The sequence below is a fragment of the Salmonella sp. SAL03688 genome, assembly GCF_046551895.1.
Taxonomy (GTDB): Bacteria; Pseudomonadota; Gammaproteobacteria; order Enterobacterales; family Enterobacteriaceae; genus Salmonella; species Salmonella enterica.
In genome coordinates, this window is sequence record NZ_JBGDVI010000006.1 from 45634 (window position 1) to 70954 (window position 25321).

Here is a 25321-nt window from a genome sequence, read left to right on the forward strand (position 1 = left end):
TAATGCAAACCGTTTTAGCGAAAATCGTCGCAGACAAGGCGATTTGGGTAGAAGCCCGCAAACAGCAACAGCCGCTGGCCAGCTTTCAAAATGAGATCCAGCCAAGTACACGCCATTTTTATGATGCGCTCCAGGGCGCGCGTACCGCCTTTATTCTGGAGTGTAAGAAAGCATCGCCATCAAAAGGCGTGATTCGCGACGATTTCGATCCGGCGCGTATTGCCAGTATTTATCAACATTACGCCTCGGCGATCTCGGTGCTCACCGACGAAAAATATTTTCAGGGGAGCTTCGATTTTCTGCCGGTCGTTAGCCAAAGCGCGCCGCAGCCGATTCTGTGTAAGGATTTTATTATCGATCCCTATCAGATCTACCTTGCCCGTTACTATCAGGCCGATGCCTGTTTACTGATGCTCTCGGTTCTGGATGACGAACAGTATCGCCAACTCTCCGCCGTCGCGCACAGTCTGAAAATGGGCGTGCTCACGGAGGTCAGTAATGACGAAGAACGGGAGCGCGCGATAGCGTTAGGCGCAAAAGTGGTAGGTATCAACAATCGCGATCTGCGCGATCTGTCGATTGATTTGAATCGCACCCGCCAGCTGGCGCCAAAACTGGGCCACGGCGTGACTGTCATCAGCGAGTCCGGGATTAACACCTATGGTCAGGTACGCGAACTGAGCCACTTCGCCAACGGTTTTTTAATTGGCTCCGCGTTAATGGCGCATGACGATCTTAACGCCGCCGTCCGTCGCGTGCTGCTTGGCGAAAATAAAGTCTGCGGCCTGACCCGCGCCCAGGACGCTAAAGCGGCCTGTGACGCTGGCGCAATATATGGCGGGTTGATTTTTGTGCCCTCATCTCCGCGCGCGGTGAGCGTTGAGCAGGCGCGAGAAGTGATAAGCGGCGCACCATTACAGTATGTCGGCGTTTTCCAGGACGCTGATATCGCCGATGTTTGCCAGAAAGCCGCCGTCCTGTCGCTTTCTGCCGTACAGCTACATGGCAGCGAAGACCAGGCGTATGTCAACGCACTGCGTGAGGCGTTGCCGCGCAATGTGCAAATCTGGAAGGCGCTGAGCGTTAGCGATGCCCTTCCCGCACGCGATTATCACCATGTCGATAAATACATTTTCGACAATGGGCAAGGCGGCAGCGGGCAGCGCTTCGACTGGTCACTGCTACGGGGGCAACCGCTGGATAATGTGTTACTGGCGGGCGGGCTGGCGGCCGATAACTGCGTCCAGGCGGCGCAAGTCGGCTGTGCCGGTCTCGATTTTAATTCAGGTGTGGAGTCACAGCCGGGCATCAAAGATGCTCGTCTTCTGGCCTCGGTTTTTCAGACACTGCGCGCATATTAAGGAAAAAACATGACAACACTTCTCAATCCCTACTTTGGTGAATTCGGCGGCATGTATGTGCCGCAGATCCTGATGCCTGCGCTGAACCAGCTTGAAGAGGCCTTCGTCAGCGCGCAAAAAGATCCTGAATTTCAGGCGCAATTCGCCGATCTGCTAAAAAACTACGCGGGACGCCCCACCGCACTGACGAAATGCCAGAACATTACCGCCGGTACGCGTACCACGTTGTATTTAAAGCGCGAAGATTTACTGCACGGCGGCGCACACAAAACCAATCAGGTACTGGGTCAGGCGCTGCTGGCCAAACGGATGGGGAAAAGCGAGATTATCGCTGAAACCGGCGCCGGCCAGCACGGCGTCGCCTCTGCGCTCGCCAGCGCCCTGCTGGGTCTGAAATGCCGTATCTATATGGGCGCCAAAGACGTTGAGCGCCAGTCGCCGAACGTCTTCCGTATGCGTCTGATGGGCGCTGAGGTTATCCCGGTTCATAGCGGCTCCGCTACGCTAAAAGATGCCTGTAACGAGGCGCTGCGCGACTGGTCCGGTAGTTACGAAACCGCGCACTATATGCTCGGCACGGCGGCAGGACCGCATCCCTATCCCACCATCGTTCGCGAGTTCCAGCGCATGATTGGCGAAGAGACGAAAGCGCAAATCCTCGACAAAGAGGGCCGTCTGCCAGATGCCGTTATCGCTTGCGTCGGCGGCGGCTCAAACGCTATCGGGATGTTTGCGGATTTTATTAATGATACCAGCGTCGGGCTAATAGGCGTTGAACCTGGCGGTCACGGTATTGAAACCGGCGAGCATGGCGCGCCGCTTAAACATGGTCGCGTTGGCATCTATTTCGGGATGAAAGCGCCGATGATGCAAACAGCGGACGGGCAAATTGAAGAGTCCTATTCCATTTCCGCCGGGCTCGATTTCCCATCCGTTGGGCCGCAACATGCGTACCTGAACAGCATCGGACGCGCGGATTATGTCTCCATTACCGATGATGAGGCGCTGGAAGCCTTCAAAACGTTGTGCCGCCATGAGGGAATTATCCCGGCGCTGGAATCCTCCCACGCGTTGGCGCACGCTCTGAAAATGATGCGCGAGCAGCCGGAAAAAGAACAACTGCTGGTGGTCAATCTCTCTGGCCGCGGTGATAAAGACATCTTTACCGTACACGATATCCTGAAAGCGCGAGGGGAAATCTGATGGAACGCTACGAAAATTTATTTGCACAGCTCAACGATCGCCGGGAAGGCGCTTTTGTCCCCTTCGTGACCCTGGGCGACCCTGGCATTGAACAGTCACTGAAAATTATCGACACACTGATTGACGCTGGCGCCGACGCTCTGGAACTGGGGGTTCCCTTCTCCGATCCGCTGGCCGATGGCCCTACCATCCAGAATGCGAACTTACGCGCCTTCGCCGCTGGCGTCACGCCGGCTCAGTGTTTTGAAATGCTGGCGCTGATTCGTGAAAAACACCCGACCATTCCGATTGGCCTGCTAATGTACGCGAATCTGGTGTTCAATAACGGCATAGATGCATTCTATGCCCGTTGTGAACAGGTTGGCGTAGATTCCGTGCTGGTCGCAGATGTCCCGGTTGAAGAATCGGCCCCCTTCCGCCAGGCGGCGTTACGGCATAATATCGCGCCGATCTTCATCTGCCCGCCAAATGCGGATGACGATCTTCTGCGCCAGGTCGCATCTTACGGCCGCGGTTACACCTACCTGCTTTCGCGTTCGGGCGTCACCGGCGCGGAAAACCGTGGCGCATTGCCGTTGCATCATCTCATTGAGAAGCTTAAAGAGTACCATGCCGCGCCTGCGTTACAGGGCTTCGGTATCTCCTCGCCGGAACAGGTGTCTGCGGCCGTGCGTGCCGGGGCGGCTGGCGCTATCTCCGGCTCAGCCATTGTCAAGATTATCGAGAAAAACCTCGCGTCTCCCGAACAGATGTTGGCGGAGCTCAGGTCCTTTGTCTCAGCGATGAAAGCCGCCAGCCGCGCATAACGGGTTAAGCCGTCAGCATAACGCTGGCGGCTTAATGAGAGGTTGGCGCCAAACCAGAATCACGATTCAGGCGTACATCATCAATCTTTTTGGTGTTATTCCCCGTCCAGCTTTCAAAAAGTCTGAAGTCAATTTTTGCTAAGAAAACTCCTAATCACGCCGAAAAATTTAGCGTTTTCACGTCAATTTCCCCCGCCTTTATGTAAAGAAATGTCAACAAACAATGCATTAACGTTTCCAGGGCCGCAGATAGTGACTCTTGTTATTAATAACAATGCAAAGCATTTTCTGTTAAATCGCTTATTCTAAAAGAAAATATAGAATATATTATCTCTAAACCATTTTTTGTGCGTTATTTACGCGGTAAATCACAACTATTTCCGTCAATTTGACTAATCGGTTTAACCAACTAATTTTAATAGGGTGTCGACACGGTTAAAACCGATTTTTTCAGCAAGCAACGAGACAGGAGAAATAATATGGCCGAACATCGTGGTGGTTCAGGAAATTTCGCCGAGAATCGTGAAAAAGCATCTGAAGCGGGCCGCAAAGGCGGTCAGCATAGCGGCGGGAATTTCAAAAACGATCCGCAACGAGCTTCTGAAGCCGGTAAAAAAGGTGGTCAGAATAGTCACGGCGGACGTAAATCCGATAATTCCTGATTTACTGTAATGTAAATATAACACATGCTTTTATCAAGCAATCTGCGAGTCTTCTGGCTCGCAGTATTTTGCCCGGGAGAATTAGATTTATGAATATCAAAACCGTTGAAGACCTTTTTATCCATCTACTTTCAGATACCTATAGTGCAGAAAAACAATTAACCAAGGCTCTTCCTAAACTTGCCAGAGCCACGTCCAATGAAAAATTAAGCCAGGCCTTTCAATCTCATCTTGAAGAAACCCAGGGTCAGATTGAACGTATTGATCAGATCGTCGAATCTGAATCTGGCATTAAACTGAAAAGAATGAAATGCGTCGCTATGGAAGGGCTGATCGAAGAAGCCAATGAAGTCATCGAAAGTACGGAGAAAAACGAAGTACGCGATGCAGCGCTTATCGCCGCGGCGCAAAAAGTCGAGCATTACGAAATCGCCAGCTACGGCACGCTAGCCACCCTGGCCGAGCAGCTCGGCTATAGCAAGGCATTAAAACTGCTCAAAGAAACCCTCGACGAGGAAAAACAAACTGATTTAAAACTTACCGATTTAGCAGTCAGCAATGTTAATAAAAGTGCTGAACGCAAATCGAAATAATATTTTTAATTATCAGCTTGCATGATTCCGATTTTATTATCGGGGCAGATTATCACGCATTGAGGAATGTAAAATGAATTATACTGAACATTATCATGACTGGCTTCGTGACGCCCATGCCATGGAAAAACAGGCAGAATCGATGCTTGAATCTATGGCCAGCCGTATTGAAAATTATCCTGATATAAAAGCCAGAATTGAACAACATATTAGTGAAACCAAACATCAAATTACCATGCTCGAAGAAGTGTTGGACCGTAATGGCATTTCCCGTTCGGTGTTGAAAGACTCCATGAGTAAAATGGCAGCAATGGGGCAATCTATCGGTGGCATGTTCCCTTCCGATGAAATTGTCAAAGGTTCAATTAGCGGTTATGTTTTCGAGCAGTTCGAAATTGCTTGTTATACCTCCCTGCTGGCGGCGGCAAAAAAAGCTGGCGACACTGCCTCAATTCCAACGATTGAAGCCATTCTGAAAGAAGAAATGCAAATGGCTGACTGGCTTATCAAACATATTCCGCAGACAACGGAACAATTTTTACTGCGATCTGAAGCAGATGGCGTTGAAGCCAAAAAATAAATAATAAGCAGGAGGCAATATGTTTCGACACGTAAAACAACTTCAATATACTGTGCGAGTGAGCGAACCTAATCCTGGATTAGCGAACCTGCTGCTGGAACAGTTTGGCGGCCCGCAGGGCGAACTGGCGGCCGCCTGCCGCTACTTCACGCAAGGTTTAAGCGATGATGATGCCGGTCGTAGAGAGATGTTAATGGACATCGCCACCGAGGAGCTGAGTCATCTGGAAATTATCGGCTCACTGGTAGGAATGCTTAATAAAGGCGCTAAAGGCGAGCTGGCGGAAGGTACCGAAAGCGAAGCGGAACTTTATCGCTCGCTGACGCAGAATGGTAATGACAGCCATATCACCTCTCTGCTGTATGGCGGCGGCCCGGCGTTGACGAACTCCGGCGGCGTACCGTGGACCGCGGCTTATATTGATACTATCGGCGAAGTCACAGCCGATCTACGCTCAAACATCGCGGCAGAGGCGCGAGCGAAGATTATTTATGAACGCCTGATTAACCTGACCGACGATCCTGGCGTAAAAGACACGCTCAGTTTCTTAATGACCCGTGAAGTCGCGCACCAGCTCTCTTTTGAAAAGGCGCTGTATTCGATTCGTAACAACTTCCCGCCGGGTAAATTACCGCCGGTAGAACAGTATACCGACGTGTACTACAACATGTCGCAAGGCGACGATCCGCGAGGTAGCTGGAATAGCGATGAGAACTTCAACTATGTCGCAGAACCGATGCCTGCTGTTGATGGCGGCGATGGCCTGGCGACAGTGAAATTGCCGCGCGAGCAGATGGCGCTGCTCAAAGCGATGGCAGAAAGAACGAAATCGGACCCCACCGTTGATCCTCTCACTGGCGCAGAACTAGGCTGCGGCGAACCGAAAGAAGACAAGTGAGTTCCGACAAGTAAAATCCGTGTGTCATGTCCTTTTTTGACCCCGCCTGGCGGGGTCTTTTTTCGTCACAACATCATGCGATTAGAAACGATAGCCTGCCGAGAACATAAATACCCATGGGTCCAGACGCACGCTGTCATGCTGCTGCACGCCGCCCATTTTATAATTGGCGGTAGTATCAATATCCATGTACCAGACAGAGGCGCCAATTAACCAGTCGCGGTTAATCAGGTAATCTACCCCAACTTGCCCTGCCGCGCCCCAGGAATCCTTAAAGCTCAGATCGGACAGCCCGGTCTTTTTACCATTATCGTTAAAGTCGTTATCGAAGAAGGTGGTGTAGTTCACCCCCACGCCGACATAAGGACGCACTTTGCTGCTGGAATCGCCGAAGTACCACTGCGCCATTAACGTTGGCGGTAACAGGTGGACCGTGGCGATATCACCCGTCGCGCCCGTACCCACCTTATGGCGGAACGGCGTGGCCGCCAGCAATTCAACCCCGATATTGTCCGTCGCCATGTAAGTGAATGTCAGGCCGAGTTGCGTGTTATTACTCACATCAAACCCGTTTAAATGCCCCAGCGTACCACCCGCCCCTTCTGTAGGTCTGACGGTTGCCGGACCTGCACGCATAAAGAATTCTCCGGCTTCGTGCGCGAACGCGCTGCCTGAGAGAAGAGTTGTTAACGCCAGTGCCGCCACTGTAAATTTTTTCATACCCGCTCCATCGTTATGGTTATAAAAGCGTGATGAATATACCCACAATGAAGTAATAAGTGATCTAACACAGATCACATTTGTTCTTATAATTTAACATTTATTGATCCAGATTAATTTAGAACTTGTATTGAAAATCCTGGTTATAGGAATTCAGATCAATTTTGACATATTCACGCTATGCAAATATTTGTCTGCTCTGTTGCCCTGGCGATAAAGGCTGGCTAAGGTAATCAATGTCCCGCAATGGCGCGTGGCGTTAAGATTCGCGAACACTGCGGGACAGATTAATTTCCGTTGTAATCTATTGATACGTGAGTTTTTGCAGGTGAATCATGAGCGTTCTTAACCCATGCATGACATGCGGTGCCTGTTGTGCCTATTTTCGTGTCTCCTTTTATTGGGCTGAAGGCGACGATGCCAGCGGACGCGTTCCGGCATCATTAACCGAGCCTGTTACCCCTTTTTTACGTTGTATGGCCGGTACAAACCAAAAACAGCCGCACTGTAAAGCGCTAATTGGCACGCCGGGTGAAAACGTCAGTTGCGCTATTTATGAAAACCGCCCTTCAACCTGTCGCGAATTTTCGATATCGGGCGAAGGAGGCGAAGTGAATGAGGCGTGCAATCGCGCCCGCGCGCGATACGGATTACCGCCGCTTTACAAAGATATGCTTTTCCATACAACTGCTGATGCTGCCACTGTAGAGTTATCCAGGGTACAATTGCCCGCAAATTAACACCTGCAAAACTCAAGGAGAGTGCATGTCTATCACGGCGAAGTCCGTTTACCGTGACGCCGGAAATTTTTTCCGAAATCAATTTATTACTATCTTGCTGGTTTCGTTGCTGTGCGCATTTATCACGGTGGTCTTAGGTCATGCCTTTTCACCCAGCGATGCGCAAATCGCGCAACTCAGTGAAGGAGAACATCTGGCAGGCAGCGCTGGCCTGTTTGAGCTGGTACAAAATATGACGCCGGAGCAGCAGCAGATCCTGTTGCGCGCCTCTGCCGCCTCGACGTTTTCCGGGCTTATCGGCAACGCTATTCTGGCCGGCGGTATCATCCTGATGATTCAGTTAGTTTCAGCGGGACATCGGGTTAGCGCGCTGCGCGCTATCGGCGCCAGCGCCCCTGCATTGCCTAAACTGTTTATTCTCATTTTTCTGACTACCCTGTTAGTGCAAATCGGTATAATGCTGATTGTCGTTCCGGGGATTATTATGGCCATTGTGCTGGCGCTTGCGCCAGTGATGTTGGTTGAAGAGAAAATGGGCGTGTTTGCCGCAATGCGCAGCAGTATGCGTTTAGCCTGGGCTAACATGAGACTGGTCGCGCCCGCGGTGATAGGCTGGTTACTGGCTAAAACATTGCTATTGCTGTTCGCGCCCAGCTTCGCTGTACTGACCCCAAATGTAGGCGCTGTACTGGCGAATACGTTGAGCAATCTGATTTCCGCAGTATTGCTTATCTACTTATTCCGCCTGTATATGTTGATTCGCCAATAATCCGCAATGCGCCGTTACGCGGCGCATTCGACGCTCGTTGATGATGGAATCGAAGAATGAAGCAGTTTCTGGATTTTTTACCGCTGGTTGTCTTTTTTGCGTTTTATAAACTTTATGACATCTATGCGGCGACCTCCGCACTGATTGTCGCGACGGCAATCGTGCTGATTTATAGCTGGGTGCGCTATCGGAAAATAGAGAAGATGGCGCTGATTACCTTTGTTCTGGTTGCCGTCTTCGGCGGTCTGACGCTCTTCTTCCATAACGATGAATTTATTAAATGGAAGGTGACGGTTATTTATGCGCTGTTCGCCGGCGCGCTGTTAATAAGCCAGTGGGTGATGAAAAAACCGTTAATCCAACGTATGTTAGGTAAAGAACTGGCGTTGCCGCAGCAGGTCTGGTCAAAGCTGAACCTGGCGTGGGCGCTGTTTTTTATTGCGTGCGGTCTGGCTAACATTTATATCGCCTTCTGGTTGCCGCAAAATATCTGGGTCAACTTTAAGGTCTTTGGACTCACGGCGCTGACGCTCATTTTTACCCTGCTGAGCGGCGTCTATATCTACCGGCATCTGCCACAGGAAGATAAATCATAACCCTCCCGTGACTTATCATCGCCAGACTGCGAACGCCTGGCGATATTTTCTCCGCCTTTACGCCCTGCGCTTTCCCGTCAGTACCTTTATTCCCACTATTCTCCACACAAAATTCATAGTAGCATCGCGGCTGTAATTTTTTCTGATAGTCGGTTTTACAATGACAACAATGGATAATACTCCTCAGGGCGAGCTGGTTTTACGTACATTGGCCATGCCTGCCGATACCAATGCGAACGGCGATATTTTTGGCGGCTGGCTGATGTCGCAAATGGATATTGGCGGCGCGATACTGGCCAAAGAGATCGCGCACGGTCGGGTTGTAACCGTACGCGTGGAAGGAATGACATTTCTGCGCCCCGTCGCGGTTGGCGATGTCGTATGTTGCTACGCGCGCTGCGTTAAACGCGGTACGACGTCTATTAGCATCAATATTGAAGTCTGGGTTAAAAAAGTCGCGTCAGAACCGATTGGACAGCGCTACAAGGCCACCGAGGCGCTGTTTATTTATGTTGCCGTCGATCCGGACGGTAAACCTCGCCCGCTCCCGGTTCAGGGTTAAGTATACCCGCTTACGCCGCCAGCAGGTGATGGTATATTCCTGGCTGGCGGCGCCAGAGATTACTCAATCTGCGCCGTACCGTTCAGACGGAAGATAATATTGACCACCAGCCCGGAACCCGGCTTGCCTGCTTCATAGCGCCATTTGCGCATCGCATTCTTAACTTCACGCTCAAACATATTGGCTGGCTGCGCGGACAGAATCTGTACATTTTCCACTCGCCCAGCAGCGGTCACGTCAAACTTCACCTTTACGCGGCCTTCAATACGTAACGCCTGTGCTCGCGCCGGATACTGCGGCTGGTTACGGCTCAGAGCGCGAGGTCCAGTGGGCACGCTCACCGCCGGCTTGCTGGTCGCCGACGCGGTGCTGCTTGTTGGCCGCGCCGGGGCGCTATTTTCAAACGGTGAGGCAGGACGCGGCGCGGCTGGTTTGACTTCGCGCTTCGGCTGCTCTTCAACCTTTTTCACCGGTTCCGGTTTCGGTTTTGGCTTGGGTTTTGGCTTAGGTTTGGGTTTCTCAATCACCACGGGCGCTTCTTTAGGCGGTTCAGGGATCGGCTCTGGCTCCGGTTCGGGTTCAACCACCGGCTCCGGCGGCGGCTGAACCGCCTGGGGCGGCTCCAGGTCAGCGGGTGAAACCATTGTCACCGTGATAGGCTGCGCTGGCGCAGGCAATTCAATAACCTGATGTACCGAGGTATAGAGCAAACCTGCCACTACAGCACCATGAATGCCTACGGAAAGGAGTGTCGGCCAGGGAAAGCGACGAGGTAAATCAAGGGTCATTGAAGTCATAATCGTTTCAGTTGAAAAACCAGAGCTGAATTTTAAATGCAAATAGCAATCATATTCAATAAGGCATTGCCGATAGCGGCATTTAAAAGATGATATTGCACAAAAACACCACACAAAATGTGCATGTTTAACAAAGTCGGTATCTTTACATTGCAGTTAAATGCCCTTTCCAATAACGTAATCAGCAACTTTTACCGATTAAGGAGCTCTACCCGTGCTGTATGTTATTTACGCTCAGGATAATGCCAACTCGCTTGAAAAACGCCTCTCGGTACGGCCCGCGCATCTGGCGCGCCTGCAACTTCTGCATGATGAAGGGCGATTATTAACTGCCGGGCCGATGCCCGCAGTGGACAGTAACGATCCTGGGGTAGCCGGATTTACCGGGTCAACGGTGATTGCTGAATTTGAATCTTTAGAAGCGGCGCAATCCTGGGCTGATGCGGACCCCTACGTCGCAGCGGGCGTCTATGCGCAGGTTTCGGTCAAACCGTATAAGAAGATCTTTTGAAAAGGATGGCCTGTTGGGCACCGCATACGGTGCCCTTTCTGGCTCACACACCGTGAATCGCAAAGAGTAATGAATTACGCTGACGATTAAAGATGCATTTCCTGATGGTATGGATACGCATATTACGGCGTGATTGCCCTTCAAGCCAACGCGCTTTACGGCGGCTCGCCTGACGTAGCATTCGCCAGCGCCCCACTTCCGTTCTACTACGCTTCATGTTTACGACTCTCACTGTAACAGAAGCGCCATTATACCCCCTCGCCGGATGCAGACCAGCGCTTTTCCCGTGTTTTTATTTGCCATGTGAATCCTGACGCGTAAACTCTTAACAACACGCTTTCTAAAGGATTTTTAAAGTTATGACAACCTTCTACACCGTGGTGAGTTGGCTGGTCATTTTGGGATACTGGGTTCTCATTGCCGGCGTCACATTACGTATTCTAATGAAACGGCGCGCAGTTCCCTCCGCAATGGCCTGGTTGTTAATCATCTATATCCTTCCGCTGGTCGGGATCATCGCCTATTTGTCCGTGGGCGAATTGCATTTAGGCAAACGTCGCGCCGAGCGTGCCCGCGCCATGTGGCCGTCTACCGCCAAATGGTTGAATGACCTCAAAGCCTGCAAACACATTTTCGCGCAAGAAAACAGTAGCGTCGCATCGTCCTTGTTTAAGCTGTGCGAACGACGTCAGGGGATTGCGGGCGTCAAAGGCAACCAGTTGCAATTGCTTACCGACTCCGATGATGTCATGCAGGCGCTTATTCGCGATATCCAACTGGCGCGGCATAATATCGAAATGGTGTTTTACATCTGGCAGCCAGGCGGCATGGCGGATCAGGTCGCTGAATCGCTAATGGCCGCCGCCCGCCGCGGCATCCACTGCCGGCTTATGCTGGACTCCGCGGGTAGCGTCGCTTTCTTCCGCAGCCCCTGGGCGGCCATGATGCGTAACGCTGGCATTGAAGTCGTAGAGGCGCTGAAGGTGAATCTGATGCGCGTCTTTTTACGCCGTATGGATCTTCGCCAGCACCGTAAAATGGTGATGATTGACAATTACATCGCCTATACCGGCAGTATGAATATGGTGGACCCGCGTTTTTTCAAACAGGATGCCGGCGTTGGGCAATGGGTCGATTTGATGGCGCGGATGGAGGGCCCCGTGGCGACAGCAATGGGGATTGTTTACTCCTGCGATTGGGAAATCGAGACGGGTAAACGCATTCTGCCTCCCCCGCCTGATGTGAATATTATGCCGTTTGAGCAGGCCAGCGGGCATACCATTCATACCATTGCTTCCGGTCCTGGTTTTCCGGAAGACCTCATTCACCAGGCACTATTAACCGCCACCTATGCTGCGCGCGAATATTTAATTATGACCACGCCATATTTCGTCCCCAGCGACGATCTGCTGCACGCTATTTGTACCGCTGCGCAGCGCGGCGTGGATGTCAGTATTATCCTGCCCCGTAAAAATGATTCACTGCTCGTCGGCTGGGCCAGTCGCGCCTTTTTCAGCGAGTTACTGGCGGCGGGCGTGAAAATCTATCAGTTCGAAGGCGGGCTGTTACATACCAAAAGCGTGCTGGTCGATGGCGAACTGAGCCTGGTCGGTACCGTGAATCTCGACATGCGTAGCCTGTGGCTTAATTTCGAGATTACGCTGGTCATTGATGATACGGGTTTCGGCGCCGATCTGGCTGCGGTACAGGACGATTATATTTCGCGCTCCCGCCTGTTAGATGCGCGTTTGTGGGTAAAACGTCCGTTATGGCAGCGTATTACCGAGCGATTGTTTTACTTCTTTAGTCCATTGCTGTAAAACGTGACCAACATGAGTAAACAGGTAGTCACTATGGAAATGGATCTGAACAATCGCCTGACTGAAGACGAAACGCTTGAGCAGGCTTACGATATTTTTCTTGAGCTGGCGGCGGATAATCTTGATCCGGCTGATATCATTCTGTTCAATTTGCAATTCGAGGAGCGCGGCGGCGCGGAGTTGTTTGATCCCGCTGAAGACTGGCAAGAGCACGTCGATTTTGACCTGAATCCAGACTTTTTTGCCGAGGTGGTAATTGGCCTGGCGGATACCGAAGACGGCGAAATTAACGACATTTTCGCCCGCGTTCTGCTGTGCCGGGAAAAGGACCACAAGCTGTGCCATATTCTCTGGCGCGAATAAGCGGTTCAGGCCGGATGGCGTCTGATTGCGCCCTCCGGCAAGCCTGTTTAATCCGGTAGCTTACTGCCGCATCGGTTACAATATTGCGCGCTATGTTCATGCTGGCTTTGCTGGCACTGCGGACATTTTCGCTGCCAGTGACGTTTTTGAAACGCGCTGCTCATGTGCGTGGTAATCAGTCCTGTAGGAATCGCAATCACCGAATAACCAATCAAAATAAGCACCGACGCGACAATACGTCCCAGCGGCGTATGCGGCGTAATATCACCGTACCCCACGGTTGTGACTGTCACTATCGCCCAATACACCGAGGCATTAAGCGTCGTGAAGCCATATTTCGGTCCTTCAATAAGATACATCAGGGCACCGAAAATAATCATCACGATCGCAATAAATGAATAGAACAGAATAAGCTGATGACGCGCGCTAATAATGGCGCTCCAGAATACGCGCAGGGATGGCATAAAGCGTAGCAGTTTAAGAATACGCAGCACGCGAATCGCTCGCATAGCACGCCAGGCAAACATATAGTTCAGGCTAATTTCCGGCCACAGCCACATGACGTACAGCGGCAAAATCGTCACCAGATCAATAAATCCCCAGAAACTAAAAACGTATTTTGCCGGTTCGGGCCAGCTAAACAGTCTGAGCAAGTATTCACCGGTAAATATCAGGGTAACGCAGAGCTCCAGCCAGACAAAAATATGCCATTCATCAAATGTCAGGTGATATTCCGTTCCTACGCCTGATTCAACAAAAATGACCAGTACGCTAAGCAGCGCAAACAGCGCGCATAACCCTTCAAAACGGCGACCTGAGCGCGTAGTCAAATCGAACAGATTATGATAAAGACGACGGCGAACCGACGACAAAGAAAGTGACACGGTAACCTCACCTAAAAGAAGGGCTGACGAATTGTCAGCCCTTGCGATTATAACGGGTCTACTTTAAGGCAGGAAACGGCATGGCGAAAACTCCCTTCCAGCACCGGTCGCGTTTGCGCGCATTCTGGCCCGGCTAGCGGACAGCGTGTACGGAACACGCAGCCGGAAGGCGGGTTAATGGGCGAAGGTAATTCGCCCTCCAGCAATTGTATCTTCTTATTTCGCTCCAGATCGGGATCGGGAATCGGTACCGCCGACATCAGCGCTTTGGTATAAGGATGCAGTGGATTATGGTACACCTCATCATAGGTGCCCAATTCTACCGCATGACCGAGATACATCACCAGGACACGATCGGATATGTGCTTTACGACCGCCAGGTCGTGCGCAATAAAAATCAACGACAGCCCCATCTCTCGCTGTAACTGCTGGAGCAAATTCACCACCTGCGCCTGAATAGAAACGTCCAGCGCCGACACCGGCTCATCGCAAATAATAAGCTTAGGTTCCAGGATCAACGCCCGGGCGATACCGATGCGCTGGCACTGCCCCCCGGAAAATTCATGGGGATAACGGTTGATGAGATTCGGCAGCAGCCCCACTTTCAGCATCATGGCTTTCACGCGGTCACGCACGTCCTGGCGCGAAAGCTTAGGATGATAAGTGCGCAGCGGTTCAGCGATAATTTCGCCAATCGTCATTCGCGGGTTGAGTGACGCCAGCGGGTCCTGGAAAATCATCTGGATATCGCTGCGCACCTCGCGCCACTCATCCGCTTTCATGCCCAACAGATCTTTTCCCAGCCAGGCGACTTTACCGTCTGTCGCCTTCACCAGACCAATAATGGCGCGCGCAAACGTCGACTTGCCGCAGCCGGATTCGCCCACCACGCCCAGCGTTTCGCCTTCATACAGGCGTAGCGTAACGCCGTCCACCGCTTTCAGGGTTTTCGGCGGTTGCCAGAACCACTGCTTTCCTTCTTTGATATCAAAATGTACTTTCAGATCGGCGATTTCGAGGAGAACTTTACGTTGTTCAATCACAGCATTCATAGCAGTTCCTCCACCGGTTTAAAACAGGCGCGCAAGCGACCAGGACTGAACGCTTCAAGTGGCGGCGCATTATTGCAGATCTCCATCGCATGAGGACAACGCGGCTGGAATGGACACCCTTTAGGCAAACGCAATAAATTGGGAGGATTGCCCGGAATCGTCAGCATTTCCGCCCCCTCGCTATCCAGACGCGGCACCGCATTAAGCAGGCCTATCGAATACGGATGAACGGGCTGATAAAAGACATCGCGCGCCTTACCGTATTCCATGGTACGCCCGGCATACATTACCAGGACCTTATCGCAAATACCCGCGACCACGCCCAGATCGTGGGTAATCATGATAATGGCGGTATTAAATTCGCGCTTTAGCTCATTAAGCAAGGTCATAATCTGCGCCTGCACGGTAACATCAAGCGCGGTGGTAGGCTCATCGGCAATAAGCAGTTTCGGCCTGCACAACAGCGCCATCGCAATCATCACACGTTGACGCATTCCGCCGGAAAATTCGTGCGGATACATTTTCATCCGTTTGCGCGCTTCCGGCATTTTTACGGCATCCAGCATTCTGACGGACTCTTCAAAAGCTTCCGCTTTGCTCATTCCTTTATGCAGCATCAGGACTTCCATTAACTGCTCCCCAACGCGCATATAAGGATTTAGCGAGGTCATCGGGTCCTGAAAAATCATCGAAATCTGTTCTGCGCGCAGCGTATTCAGTTCGCGCTCAGGTAGATTAAGAATTTCACGTCCGTTAAAGGTCGCGGAACCGCCGATTCGACCATTCGTCGCCAGCAGTCCCATTAATGCGAACGCCGTTTGCGATTTCCCCGATCCAGACTCGCCAACAATACCTAACGTTTCTCCAGCGCGAAGCGTAAAGTTCAGATCGTTGACCGCCGTCACATCGCCATCAGGCGTAGCGAACGTAACACGAAGATCGTTTACCTCCAGCAGTACATTCGCCGGTTGCGGCGCCTGAGTTGCGGTTTCTGATAAGCTCATGGCTGTACTCCTTAACGATCTTTCGGGTCGAGGGCATCACGCAGGCCATCGCCAATAAAGTTAAAACAGAATAACGTCACCACGAGAAAGCCAGCCGGAAACAGCAGCAGCCACGGTGAGACTTCCATTGAATTTGCGCCATCGCTCAACAACGCTCCCCAACTGCTTAACGGTTCCTGCGTCCCAAGCCCCAGGAAACTGAGGAAAGACTCAAACAGAATCATGCTGGGCACCAGCAACGATGCATACACTACCACTACGCCCAGGACGTTAGGCACAATATGGCGGATCACAATGCTGGCGGTCGACACGCCACCCACCTGCGCGGCTTCGATGAACTCTTTACGTTTAAGACTTAGGGTTTGACCACGCACGATACGCGCCATATCAAGCCAGGAGACCATGCCGATGGCGACGAAAATCAACAGAATGTTCTGCCCAAAAAACGTCACCAGCAAAATCACAAAGAACATAAACGGGAACGAGTTGAGGATCTCCAACAAACGCATCATCACAGAATCAATTTTGCCGCCCAGATAGCCGGACAGCGAGCCATACAGCGTTCCGACAATGACCGCCACCAGCGCGGCGGCAATCCCGACCATCAATGAGATACGCCCGCCGATGGCAACGCGCACCAACAGATCGCGTCCGGAAGAGTCAGTGCCGAAATAGTGGCCGGACGCCATATCCGGCGCACTGGACATCATGCCCCAGTCGGTATCGAAATAGGTAAATTGCGACAGCATAGGCGCCACTGTCACGAACAGGGCTATCAGAAACAGGACAATAAGACTGGCCACCGCCGCACGGTTATGCATAAAGCGCCGACGGGCATCTTGCCAAAGGCTGCGACCTTCCACCTCCAGCTTTTCACTGAAATTTTCCAGCGTCTCGCTGTTTTTCTTACTTAACATCATCGCGAGCTCCAGTATCAATAGCGAATTTTCGGGTCGATAACGGCATAGAGCACATCGACAATGGCGTTAAACAATATGGTCAGCGCCCCGACTAAAATGGTCAAACTTAACACCAGCGAGTAATCACGGTTGAGCGCGCCATTAACGAAAAGCTGCCCAATGCCCGGTAAGCCATAAATAGTTTCAATCACCATTGAGCCGGTAATAATGCCGACAAAGGCTGGCCCCATATAGGATAAAACCGGCAGCAGCGCAGGTTTTAACGCATGGCGGAAGATGATTCTACGCATCGGTAATCCTTTTGCCCGCGCGGTACGAATAAAGTTCGAATGCAGAACTTCAATCATTGAGCCGCGCGTAATACGAGCGATGCTGGCAATATAGGCCAGTGAAAGCGCGACCATCGGCAGGATCATAAATTTTAACGCCCCGCCGTTCCAGCCGCCGCCAGGCAGCCATTGCAAGGTTATCGCAAAGACCATCACCAGTAGCGGCGCTACCACAAAACTGGGGATAACGACGCCGGTCATGGCAAATCCCATCACCGTATAATCCCATCGCGTATTTTGCTTTAGCGCGGCAATCACGCCAGCGCTGACACCAATAATGACCGCCAGCAAAAAAGCGGCGGCGCCAAGTTTCGCCGAAACGGGGAAGCTGGCGGCAACCAGATCGTTGACCGTGTAATCTTTGTATTTAAACGATGGTCCAAAATCGCCATGCGCCAGCTGCTTCAGGTAGCTGAAGTACTGCGTCATGATAGGATCGTTCAGATGATATTTTGCTTCAATATTGGCCAGCACTTCCGGCGGCAATGCGCGCTCGCCGGTAAAAGGACTCCCCGGCGCGAGGCGCATCATAAAGAAAGAGATGGTAATAAGAATAAACAGCGTCGGAATCGCTTCCAGACAGCGGCGTAAAATAAATTTCAACATTGCCCGTACCTTCTGGCCTGTGCCTTTACTTCCCGGACGTGACAAAAGATCCGCCAGGGAACGTTATAGTGCGATGAAAAAAGACACCATGGGACAACCGCAGTTGTCCCATGTCTTGCCATTAATGTTTGATAATATATAAGTTTTTCACATAAATATTATCCAGCGGGTCTTTACCGGTATACCCACCCACCCAGGGTTTCACCAGGCGCGCGTTAACGTAGTAATACACCGGCACAATAGCCGAGTCTTTATCTAACTGCTGCTCCGCTTTAGCGTAGAGTTCGCTGCGCTGCGTATCGTCCGCCACTTTCAGCGTGTCGGCAATCAGCTTATCAAACGCCGGGCTCTTATAATGCGCGGTGTTATTTGAACTGTCGGACAACATAGTATTCAGGAATGAGGTCGGTTCATTATAATCTGCGCACCATCCGGCTCTGGCGACATCAAAGGTGCCCTGATGACGGGTATCCAGGAAGGTTTTCCATTCCTGATTCTCCAGATTCACATTGACACCCAGATTTTTCTTCCAGATAGACGCCACGGCAATGGCCAGTTTTTTATGCAGATCGGAGGTGTTATACAGCAGGTCGAATGTTAAGGGCTTATCCGCCGTAAAGCCGGCTTCAGCCAACAATTTCTTCGCTTCTTCATTACGCTTTTGCTGGGACCATTTGAACCACTCAGGCTCTACCAGTTTTGCGCCATCGGTATACGGCGGCGTGTAGCTATAAGCGGGTAAATCGCCCTGATTTTTAACCTTATTAACAATAATGTCGCGATCTAACGCCAGTTTCAGCGCGGTACGCACGCGGACATCGTTAAATGGCGCTTTTTGATTATTAATTTCGTAATAATAGGTACACAAATAAGGGTCTACGCGAACTTCATTCGGGATCTCTTTCTTCAGTTTCTGGAATAATTCGATCGGCATATTGTTATAAGTCATATCGATCTCGCCGCTGCGGTAGCGGTTGACATCCGTCACCTCCGAAGAGATAGGCAAATAAGTTACCTGATTGATGACGGTTTTGTCGTTATCCCAGTATTGCGGGTTACGCTCCAGCACGATACGTTCGTTCACCACCCAGTTTTTTAACTTATAAGCGCCGTTAGTGACAATATTGGCCGGTTGCGTCCATTTATCGCCAAATTTTTCGACCGCTGATTTCGGTACAGGAGACACTGAAGGGTGGACCAACAATTTGTAGAAATAAGGCACCGGCTCACTTAAGGTCACTTCAAAGGTGTGATCATCAAGCGCTTTTACCCCCAGATCGGTGGCGGGTTTTTTACCGGCGATAATGTCATCGATATTAGCGATATGACCGTATTGCAGATAGCTGGCGTACGGCGATGCCGTATTAGGATCGGCCAGGCGTTGCCAGCTATAAACGAAATCATGGGCGGTGACGGGCGTACCATCTGACCATTTCGCATTTTCACGTAGATGGAATGTCCAGACTTTAAAATCTTTATTTTCCCATTTTTCCGCGACGCCCGGTGAAGGATGCCCCTCGACATCACTAATTAATAAGCCTTCGAAGAGGTCACGGCTGACGTTCGATTCCGGCACGCCTTCAATTTTATGCGGGTCGAGAGACTGCACTTCTGATCCATTATTACGTACCAACGTTTGCTTGTCGGCTAACTGAACACCGGCGGGCACGTCTGCCGCAGTCGCGGCGCTGGCGGCGATGAGCGCAGTGAGTATTCCCACTGCAATTAAACTTTTTTTCGTGATGTTAGACATTGTGTTTGTACTCCACTCATTATAATTACTGGTTTTTACCAGCCTGTTTAATCCCGTCAGGGCTCCTGTACAGCACTGGTGGTGTACTGCCAGGTCTGTCACTGCTTTTGCTATCACCGACTTTATTTATTCTGACGATTCGTTCGATCGCCTTTCGTCGATTCGGTATACGACGTACCTGCCCACGTCGCACGTTATTTCTGACAATCATCTAAATGAAAATAGTTATCAACAATGTGAAATCTTCTGCAAAATGTTTGGCCGAAAAGTATCAAATGCGTTTCTGAACCGCCAATTCATTTTACAATTTTGTTAACCAATTCTCTTTTATGGAAAATTTCCTGCCCAGAAAAACAGTTAAAGAATGTTAAAAATATTTTATTTATTATTTATAATCAATAAGTTGAAAGAAAATCTCCTCGCTGTCACAGCGTAGGATATACCTGCGCCAGAAAATACACACAAATTTAACAAATGCTCATTATTTAGCACATTCATCTACGATAGAGCTGAAACAACTAATAACATTTCAATAATCCTTCATCAAGCCCCAGAGTATGGTGTGAATAAAATAACAGACCTACCGCTTCTCACGGACTCAGTAATGTTGATAATAGTTTGATTAATAAAAATAAATAGCGTTAGATTATATTAGTATTTTTTATCATTTAAACGCTGAATGCTTATCAAAGTAAGAAGTGTTACGTGGGAATGTCACTGGGAATGCCACAAGGCGGCCCCCTTAGGGCGCCGCCTGTAAATCAACAGGTGGGAGTTTAGTTGAGCAAGCCGGGGAAAATGCCTTTTATTCCTGTGACAATAAATTCGATGCCGAGCGCCATTAACAACAACCCCATGATTCGGGTAATAACGTTGATACCGGTTTGCCCCAGCAAACGAACCAGCCACGGCGCCATACGGAACACGCCCCAGCAGCAAAGCGCAAAAAGCGCAATGGCAACTGAAAAACCAAGCAAATGCGCGATGCTGTGATAACGCGTCCCCCAGACGATAGTGGAGCTAATCGCCCCTGGCCCCGCCATTAACGGTAGCGCTAACGGCACAACGCCAATGCTCTCGCGTATGGCCGTCTCTGACTTTTCTTGCTTGTTTTGTTTATCTTCCCCCAGCTTCCCGCTGATCATCGACATTGCAATGGTGACAACCAGGATACCGCCCGCAATTCTGAACGAATCAATAGAAATACCAAACAGCTGCAGGATGCCATCGCCGAGGAATAAGGAACTCCACAAGATAATCGCGACCGACAGATTCGCGGTGAGGTTAGTTTTATTACGCGCCGTGGCTGTCTGGTAGCTGGTCATGCTGATGAAAACGGGGATAATCCCCACTGGGTTAACCAGCGCAAAGAGCCCGATAAAGAACTTAAAGTAAACAGGAAAATCAAAAAGCGGTTGAATCACGGTTAGCTCCGAAGCGTTAGCCGGATGAAGTCAATTTTCGTTAATGATCAAAACGCGCAGAAGATACGCCTTTTATTCGCATAGTTCACCTCTTATCTACACCTAATTTCATCCATTCATCGCTGTTATTTATATGTACTCGTTATGCTAATCCACTCACTCTTCATGATAACGATTTATTAACAATTTACATAAAAGGCTAAAATGGCCTGCTGAAAGGTGTCAGCTTTGCGTAATCTTGATTTAGATCACACAATCGCTACTCAGAAGTGAGTAATCTTGCTTACGCCACCTGGACGTAACGCGTTAGAGTTAAATGATACTAACGCAGAAGCTCTTTTAGTAAATCAGAGCGAAACGGACGTTAAGTAACCACCTGAATTTCAGGCATTTATACAAAGTATCGTCGATCTGTCTATACTCACGTATCGCGCAGATGATTTACTAAAAAAGTTTAACATTATCAGGAGAGCATTATGGCTGTTACTAATGTCGCTGAACTTAACGCACTCGTAGAGCGTGTAAAAAAAGCCCAGCGTGAATATGCCAGTTTCACTCAAGAACAGGTCGACAAAATCTTCCGCGCCGCCGCTCTGGCAGCCGCTGATGCCCGTATTCCGCTGGCCAAAATGGCCGTCGCCGAATCCGGTATGGGTATCGTGGAAGACAAAGTGATTAAAAACCACTTCGCTTCTGAATATATTTACAATGCTTATAAAGATGAAAAAACCTGCGGCGTGCTGTCTGAAGACGACACCTTCGGGACCATCACCATTGCTGAACCTATCGGCATTATTTGCGGTATCGTTCCAACCACTAACCCAACCTCTACCGCGATCTTCAAATCGCTGATTAGCCTGAAGACCCGTAACGCCATCATCTTTTCTCCGCATCCGCGCGCTAAAGAAGCAACCAACAAAGCGGCAGACATCGTTCTGCAAGCGGCTATCGCTGCCGGCGCGCCGAAAGATCTGATTGGCTGGATCGATCAACCTTCCGTAGAACTGTCTAACGCGTTGATGCACCACCCGGATATTAACCTGATCCTCGCCACTGGCGGTCCAGGCATGGTTAAAGCTGCATACAGCTCCGGTAAACCGGCTATCGGCGTAGGCGCAGGCAACACTCCGGTTGTCATTGATGAAACTGCGGATATCAAACGCGCTGTGGCGTCTGTTCTGATGTCTAAAACCTTTGATAACGGCGTAATCTGTGCTTCTGAACAGTCTGTTGTCGTTGTTGATTCCGTCTATGATGCCGTTCGCGAACGTTTCGCCAGCCACGGCGGCTACATGCTGCAGGGCCAGGAGCTGAAAGCGGTTCAAAACGTTATCCTGAAAAATGGCGCTCTGAACGCTGCTATCGTCGGTCAGCCAGCCTACAAAATTGCTGAACTGGCAGGCTTCTCCGTACCAGAAACCACCAAGATTCTGATCGGTGAAGTTACGGTCGTTGATGAAAGCGAACCGTTCGCACACGAAAAACTGTCTCCGACTCTGGCGATGTACCGTGCGAAAGATTTCGAAGAAGCGGTAGAAAAAGCAGAAAAACTGGTCGCTATGGGCGGTATCGGTCACACCTCCTGCCTGTACACTGACCAGGATAACCAGCCAGAACGCGTTGCTTACTTCGGTCAGATGATGAAAACCGCGCGTATCCTGATCAACACCCCGGCCTCTCAGGGTGGTATCGGTGACCTGTACAACTTCAAACTCGCACCTTCCCTGACGTTGGGTTGTGGTTCCTGGGGTGGTAACTCCATCTCTGAAAACGTTGGTCCGAAACACCTGATCAACAAGAAAACCGTTGCTAAGCGAGCTGAAAACATGTTGTGGCACAAACTTCCGAAATCTATCTACTTCCGCCGTGGCTCTCTGCCCATCGCGCTGGATGAAGTGATTACTGATGGCCACAAACGTGCGCTCATCGTGACTGACCGCTTCCTGTTCAACAACGGCTATGCAGACCAGATCACCTCTGTGCTGAAAGCGGCTGGCGTTGAAACCGAAGTCTTCTTCGAAGTTGAAGCCGACCCGACTCTGAGCGTTGTGCGCAAAGGCGCTGAGCTGGCTAACTCCTTCAAACCGGACGTGATCATCGCGCTGGGCGGCGGTTCCCCGATGGACGCCGCGAAAATCATGTGGGTCATGTACGAACATCCGGAAACTCACTTCGAAGAACTGGCGCTGCGCTTTATGGACATCCGTAAACGTATCTACAAGTTCCCGAAAATGGGCGTGAAAGCGAAAATGATCGCCGTCACCACCACTTCCGGTACCGGTTCTGAAGTCACACCGTTTGCGGTTGTGACCGACGATGCAACCGGTCAGAAATATCCGCTGGCTGACTACGCCCTGACCCCGGATATGGCGATTGTCGACGCCAACCTGGTGATGGATATGCCGAAGTCCCTGTGTGCGTTCGGTGGTCTGGATGCGGTAACTCACGCCCTGGAAGCTTACGTTTCCGTACTGGCTTCTGAGTTCTCTGACGGTCAGGCTCTGCAGGCTCTGAAACTGCTGAAAGAAAACCTGCCGGCGTCTTACCACGAAGGGTCTAAAAACCCGGTTGCGCGTGAACGTGTTCACAGTGCAGCGACTATCGCCGGTATCGCGTTTGCCAACGCCTTCCTCGGTGTATGTCACTCCATGGCGCACAAACTGGGCTCTCAGTTCCACATTCCGCACGGTTTGGCGAACGCCCTGCTGATTTGTAACGTTATCCGCTACAACGCGAATGACAACCCGACCAAGCAGACCGCTTTCAGCCAGTACGATCGTCCGCAGGCACGCCGTCGTTACGCTGAAATTGCTGACCACCTGGGCCTGAGCGCGCCGGGCGACCGTACCGCCGCTAAGATTGAAAAACTGCTGGCATGGCTGGAAAGCATTAAAGCTGAGCTGGGCATTCCTAAGTCTATCCGTGAAGCAGGCGTGCAGGAAGCTGACTTCCTGGCACACGTTGACAAACTGTCTGAAGATGCCTTCGATGACCAGTGCACCGGCGCTAACCCGCGTTATCCGCTGATCTCCGAACTGAAACAGATTCTGCTGGATACCTACTACGGTCGTGATTTCACCGAAGGTGAAGTTGCAGCGAAGAAAGACGTCGTTGCCGCACCGAAAGCAGAGAAAAAAGCGAAAAAATCCGCTTAATTCGTTATCTGCTTTAGCATGACAATAACGGCCTCAATTGAGGCCGTTTTTTTGTTTTACCTGTTTATCTGATGCCTGAAGGCGCTATGCTGATCATCTGGCCTACGTGCTCACGGCACGCCCTTCGTCAGGAGGCCTGAATAATGACCTCCAAAGCGCTACAGGGCGTTTTATAAGCCGATCGTTACCTCAGGTATCATATGTGCCGATGACGCTCCTGAATCGCCGTCAGTGAGCCCTCCTCCAACGCGTCCTTATAATGCTTACGGCAAACTGAAACGTAGCGTTCATTCCCGCCAATAACCACCTGTTCGCCTTCGTTATAAGGCCTGCCGTCCTGATCAAGGCGCAGCACCATACTGGCTTTACGACCGCAGAAACAGATAGTTTTTAATTCCACCAGCTTATCTGACCATGCCAGCAAGTATTGGCTGCCGACAAAGAGCTCCCCACGAAAGTCTGTTCGTAGCCCATAGCAGAGTACTGGAATATCTAATTTGTCGACAACCTCGGATAATTGATAAACCTGCTGGCGAGTCAAAAACTGGCTTTCGTCGACTAACACGCAATGTATTGTCTGCCGCTCGCTCTCGGCACGAATCTCTTCAAACAAGGATGTATTTTGGTTAAACAATTTTGCCGGCGACGACAAACCGATACGAGAGCTGACTTTGCCTGCGCCGAAACGATCGTCGATTTCCGCCGTATATACGACGGTACGCATCCCGCGTTCCTGATAATTGTATGAAGATTGCAGCAGTGCAGTCGACTTACCCGCATTCATTGCCGAATAGTAGAAATATAGCTGTGCCATTGGTCGCAGGACCTCACCTGAGTGAAATAAAGATTGGCGGGATTGTACCATAATTTACCGACGCGACGGCGCGGCTCGCGCTCCGGTGAGTATTAAGAATTGTACAAACATCGCTCACTATACCCAAAATAATTCGAGTTGCTTAAAGGCGGCAAGGGAGTGAGTCCCCAGGAGCATAGATAACTATGTGACTGGGGTGAGCGAGCGTAGCCAACACATAAGCAACTTGAAGTATGAAGGGTATATACACATTCCTTCACAAATTATGCCGTTAAAATTCATCAACAATGCTTATCATCACCCGCCAATATGAAAACCTTGTACTTATTGTTACCGTTACTCATACCCGGTGCAAAGTAATAGGGTTTTCTTGTAAGGAAAGCTAATACAAGAGATTGA

26 protein-coding genes are annotated in these 25321 nt (G+C 50.6%); 15 read left to right on the forward strand and 11 right to left on the reverse strand.

The window, feature by feature from the left end:
• Positions 1–2 precede the first annotated feature (2 nt).
• From trpCF to ACLJR2_RS08050, 7 genes are all read left to right on the forward strand, one after another.
• A complete protein-coding gene (trpCF, locus tag ACLJR2_RS08020) occupies positions 3–1361 on the forward strand; it encodes a bifunctional indole-3-glycerol-phosphate synthase TrpC/phosphoribosylanthranilate isomerase TrpF (protein ID WP_001195299.1) in 1359 nt (452 codons plus the stop codon).
• Positions 1362–1370: 9 nt separating this feature from the next.
• The gene (gene trpB / locus ACLJR2_RS08025) at positions 1371–2564 is read left to right on the forward strand and encodes a tryptophan synthase subunit beta (protein ID WP_000209485.1); all 1194 of its coding nucleotides are present in this window, start codon (positions 1371–1373) and stop codon (positions 2562–2564) included.
• Positions 2564–3370 (forward strand): tryptophan synthase subunit alpha, encoded by an 807-nt coding sequence (gene trpA / locus ACLJR2_RS08030; RefSeq protein WP_000443029.1) that lies wholly within the window; start codon positions 2564–2566, stop codon positions 3368–3370. The genes trpB and trpA overlap by 1 nt, the downstream gene beginning before the upstream one ends.
• A 479-nt stretch (positions 3371–3849) precedes the next feature.
• Complete coding sequence (locus ACLJR2_RS08035) at positions 3850–4032, forward strand: general stress protein (RefSeq protein ID WP_000807657.1); 183 nt, start codon at positions 3850–3852, stop codon at positions 4030–4032.
• Between the two features lie 89 nt (positions 4033–4121).
• Positions 4122–4625 (forward strand): ferritin-like domain-containing protein, encoded by a 504-nt coding sequence (locus ACLJR2_RS08040; RefSeq protein ID WP_001022822.1) that lies wholly within the window; start codon positions 4122–4124, stop codon positions 4623–4625.
• A gap of 73 nt (positions 4626–4698) precedes the next feature.
• Complete coding sequence (locus ACLJR2_RS08045; protein ID WP_001109977.1) at positions 4699–5205, forward strand: ferritin-like domain-containing protein; 507 nt, start codon at positions 4699–4701, stop codon at positions 5203–5205.
• A 19-nt stretch (positions 5206–5224) separates the two neighbouring features.
• Positions 5225–6103, forward strand: coding sequence for a manganese catalase family protein (locus ACLJR2_RS08050; protein ID WP_000488354.1), 879 nt, complete (start codon positions 5225–5227; stop codon positions 6101–6103).
• Positions 6104–6184: 81 nt separating this feature from the next.
• On the opposite strand, the gene ompW is transcribed toward ACLJR2_RS08050, so the two are convergent.
• Positions 6185–6823, reverse strand: a complete 639-nt coding sequence (gene ompW, locus ACLJR2_RS08055; protein ID WP_000714798.1) for an outer membrane protein OmpW — start codon at positions 6821–6823, stop codon at positions 6185–6187.
• Between the two features lie 335 nt (positions 6824–7158).
• Here ompW and ACLJR2_RS08060 point away from each other — a divergent pair, with 335 nt between their 5' ends.
• The 4 genes from ACLJR2_RS08060 to yciA all read left to right on the forward strand — a co-directional run bounded on the left by ACLJR2_RS08060 (position 7159) and on the right by yciA (position 9490).
• Positions 7159–7563 carry a YkgJ family cysteine cluster protein gene (locus ACLJR2_RS08060; protein ID WP_000114955.1) on the forward strand — a complete coding sequence of 135 codons (405 nt, stop codon included), beginning with the start codon at positions 7159–7161 and terminating at the stop codon, positions 7561–7563.
• Between the two features lie 25 nt (positions 7564–7588).
• Positions 7589–8332: a YciC family protein gene (locus ACLJR2_RS08065; RefSeq protein WP_000028507.1), complete on the forward strand. Its 744-nt coding sequence runs from the start codon at positions 7589–7591 to the stop codon at positions 8330–8332.
• A gap of 56 nt (positions 8333–8388) precedes the next feature.
• Positions 8389–8928 carry a septation protein A gene (locus tag ACLJR2_RS08070; RefSeq protein ID WP_000808682.1) on the forward strand — a complete coding sequence of 180 codons (540 nt, stop codon included), beginning with the start codon at positions 8389–8391 and terminating at the stop codon, positions 8926–8928.
• Positions 8929–9088: 160 nt separating this feature from the next.
• Positions 9089–9490, forward strand: a complete 402-nt coding sequence (gene yciA, locus ACLJR2_RS08075) for an acyl-CoA thioester hydrolase YciA (protein ID WP_000210317.1) — start codon at positions 9089–9091, stop codon at positions 9488–9490.
• A 59-nt stretch (positions 9491–9549) separates the two neighbouring features.
• Here the strand turns inward: yciA and tonB are convergent, their stop codons facing one another.
• The gene (gene tonB / locus ACLJR2_RS08080; protein WP_001534062.1) at positions 9550–10278 is read right to left on the reverse strand and encodes a TonB system transport protein TonB; all 729 of its coding nucleotides are present in this window, start codon (positions 10276–10278) and stop codon (positions 9550–9552) included.
• A 223-nt stretch (positions 10279–10501) separates the two neighbouring features.
• On the opposite strand from tonB, the gene ACLJR2_RS08085 reads away from it, so the two are divergent.
• Positions 10502–10798 (forward strand): YciI family protein, encoded by a 297-nt coding sequence (locus ACLJR2_RS08085; RefSeq protein ID WP_000967605.1) that lies wholly within the window; start codon positions 10502–10504, stop codon positions 10796–10798.
• 43 nt (positions 10799–10841) lie between these two features.
• On the opposite strand, the gene ACLJR2_RS08090 is transcribed toward ACLJR2_RS08085, so the two are convergent.
• Positions 10842–11015, reverse strand: a complete 174-nt coding sequence (locus tag ACLJR2_RS08090; RefSeq protein WP_001531561.1) for a YciY family protein — start codon at positions 11013–11015, stop codon at positions 10842–10844.
• A 142-nt stretch (positions 11016–11157) separates the two neighbouring features.
• Here ACLJR2_RS08090 and cls point away from each other — a divergent pair, with 142 nt between their 5' ends.
• Both cls and ACLJR2_RS08100 read left to right on the forward strand, forming a co-directional pair.
• Positions 11158–12618, forward strand: a complete 1461-nt coding sequence (gene cls, locus ACLJR2_RS08095) for a cardiolipin synthase (protein WP_000206886.1) — start codon at positions 11158–11160, stop codon at positions 12616–12618.
• Positions 12619–12651: 33 nt separating this feature from the next.
• Complete coding sequence (locus ACLJR2_RS08100) at positions 12652–12981, forward strand: HI1450 family dsDNA-mimic protein (RefSeq protein WP_000425070.1); 330 nt, start codon at positions 12652–12654, stop codon at positions 12979–12981.
• Between the two features lie 47 nt (positions 12982–13028).
• Here the strand turns inward: ACLJR2_RS08100 and ACLJR2_RS08105 are convergent, their stop codons facing one another.
• The 7 genes from ACLJR2_RS08105 to ACLJR2_RS08135 all read right to left on the reverse strand — a co-directional run bounded on the left by ACLJR2_RS08105 (position 13029) and on the right by ACLJR2_RS08135 (position 20953).
• On the reverse strand, positions 13029–13865 hold the full coding sequence (locus ACLJR2_RS08105; protein ID WP_000059074.1) for an ion transporter: 837 nt from the start codon (positions 13863–13865) through the stop codon (positions 13029–13031).
• Positions 13866–13912: 47 nt separating this feature from the next.
• Positions 13913–14917 carry a murein tripeptide/oligopeptide ABC transporter ATP-binding protein OppF gene (gene oppF, locus ACLJR2_RS08110; protein WP_000994698.1) on the reverse strand — a complete coding sequence of 335 codons (1005 nt, stop codon included), beginning with the start codon at positions 14915–14917 and terminating at the stop codon, positions 13913–13915.
• Positions 14914–15921 (reverse strand): ABC transporter ATP-binding protein, encoded by a 1008-nt coding sequence (locus tag ACLJR2_RS08115; RefSeq protein WP_000058857.1) that lies wholly within the window; start codon positions 15919–15921, stop codon positions 14914–14916. Before ACLJR2_RS08115 ends, oppF begins: the two co-directional genes overlap by 4 nt.
• Positions 15922–15932: 11 nt before the next feature.
• A complete protein-coding gene (gene oppC / locus ACLJR2_RS08120; RefSeq protein WP_000979653.1) occupies positions 15933–16841 on the reverse strand; it encodes an oligopeptide ABC transporter permease OppC in 909 nt (302 codons plus the stop codon).
• Positions 16842–16855: 14 nt separating this feature from the next.
• Positions 16856–17776: an oligopeptide ABC transporter permease OppB gene (oppB, locus tag ACLJR2_RS08125; RefSeq protein WP_000911097.1), complete on the reverse strand. Its 921-nt coding sequence runs from the start codon at positions 17774–17776 to the stop codon at positions 16856–16858.
• 121 nt (positions 17777–17897) lie between these two features.
• Positions 17898–19529, reverse strand: coding sequence for an oligopeptide ABC transporter substrate-binding protein OppA (gene oppA, locus ACLJR2_RS08130; protein WP_001518218.1), 1632 nt, complete (start codon positions 19527–19529; stop codon positions 17898–17900).
• A gap of 776 nt (positions 19530–20305) precedes the next feature.
• On the reverse strand, positions 20306–20953 hold the full coding sequence (locus ACLJR2_RS08135) for a YchE family NAAT transporter (RefSeq protein ID WP_000615840.1): 648 nt from the start codon (positions 20951–20953) through the stop codon (positions 20306–20308).
• A gap of 476 nt (positions 20954–21429) precedes the next feature.
• Between ACLJR2_RS08135 and adhE the strand changes: the two genes are divergently transcribed.
• Complete coding sequence (adhE, locus tag ACLJR2_RS08140) at positions 21430–24108, forward strand: bifunctional acetaldehyde-CoA/alcohol dehydrogenase (protein ID WP_000301678.1); 2679 nt, start codon at positions 21430–21432, stop codon at positions 24106–24108.
• Between the two features lie 196 nt (positions 24109–24304).
• Here adhE and tdk read toward each other — a convergent pair whose 3' ends face one another.
• On the reverse strand, positions 24305–24922 hold the full coding sequence (tdk, locus tag ACLJR2_RS08145) for a thymidine kinase (protein WP_000068100.1): 618 nt from the start codon (positions 24920–24922) through the stop codon (positions 24305–24307).
• Positions 24923–25321 lie beyond the last annotated feature (399 nt).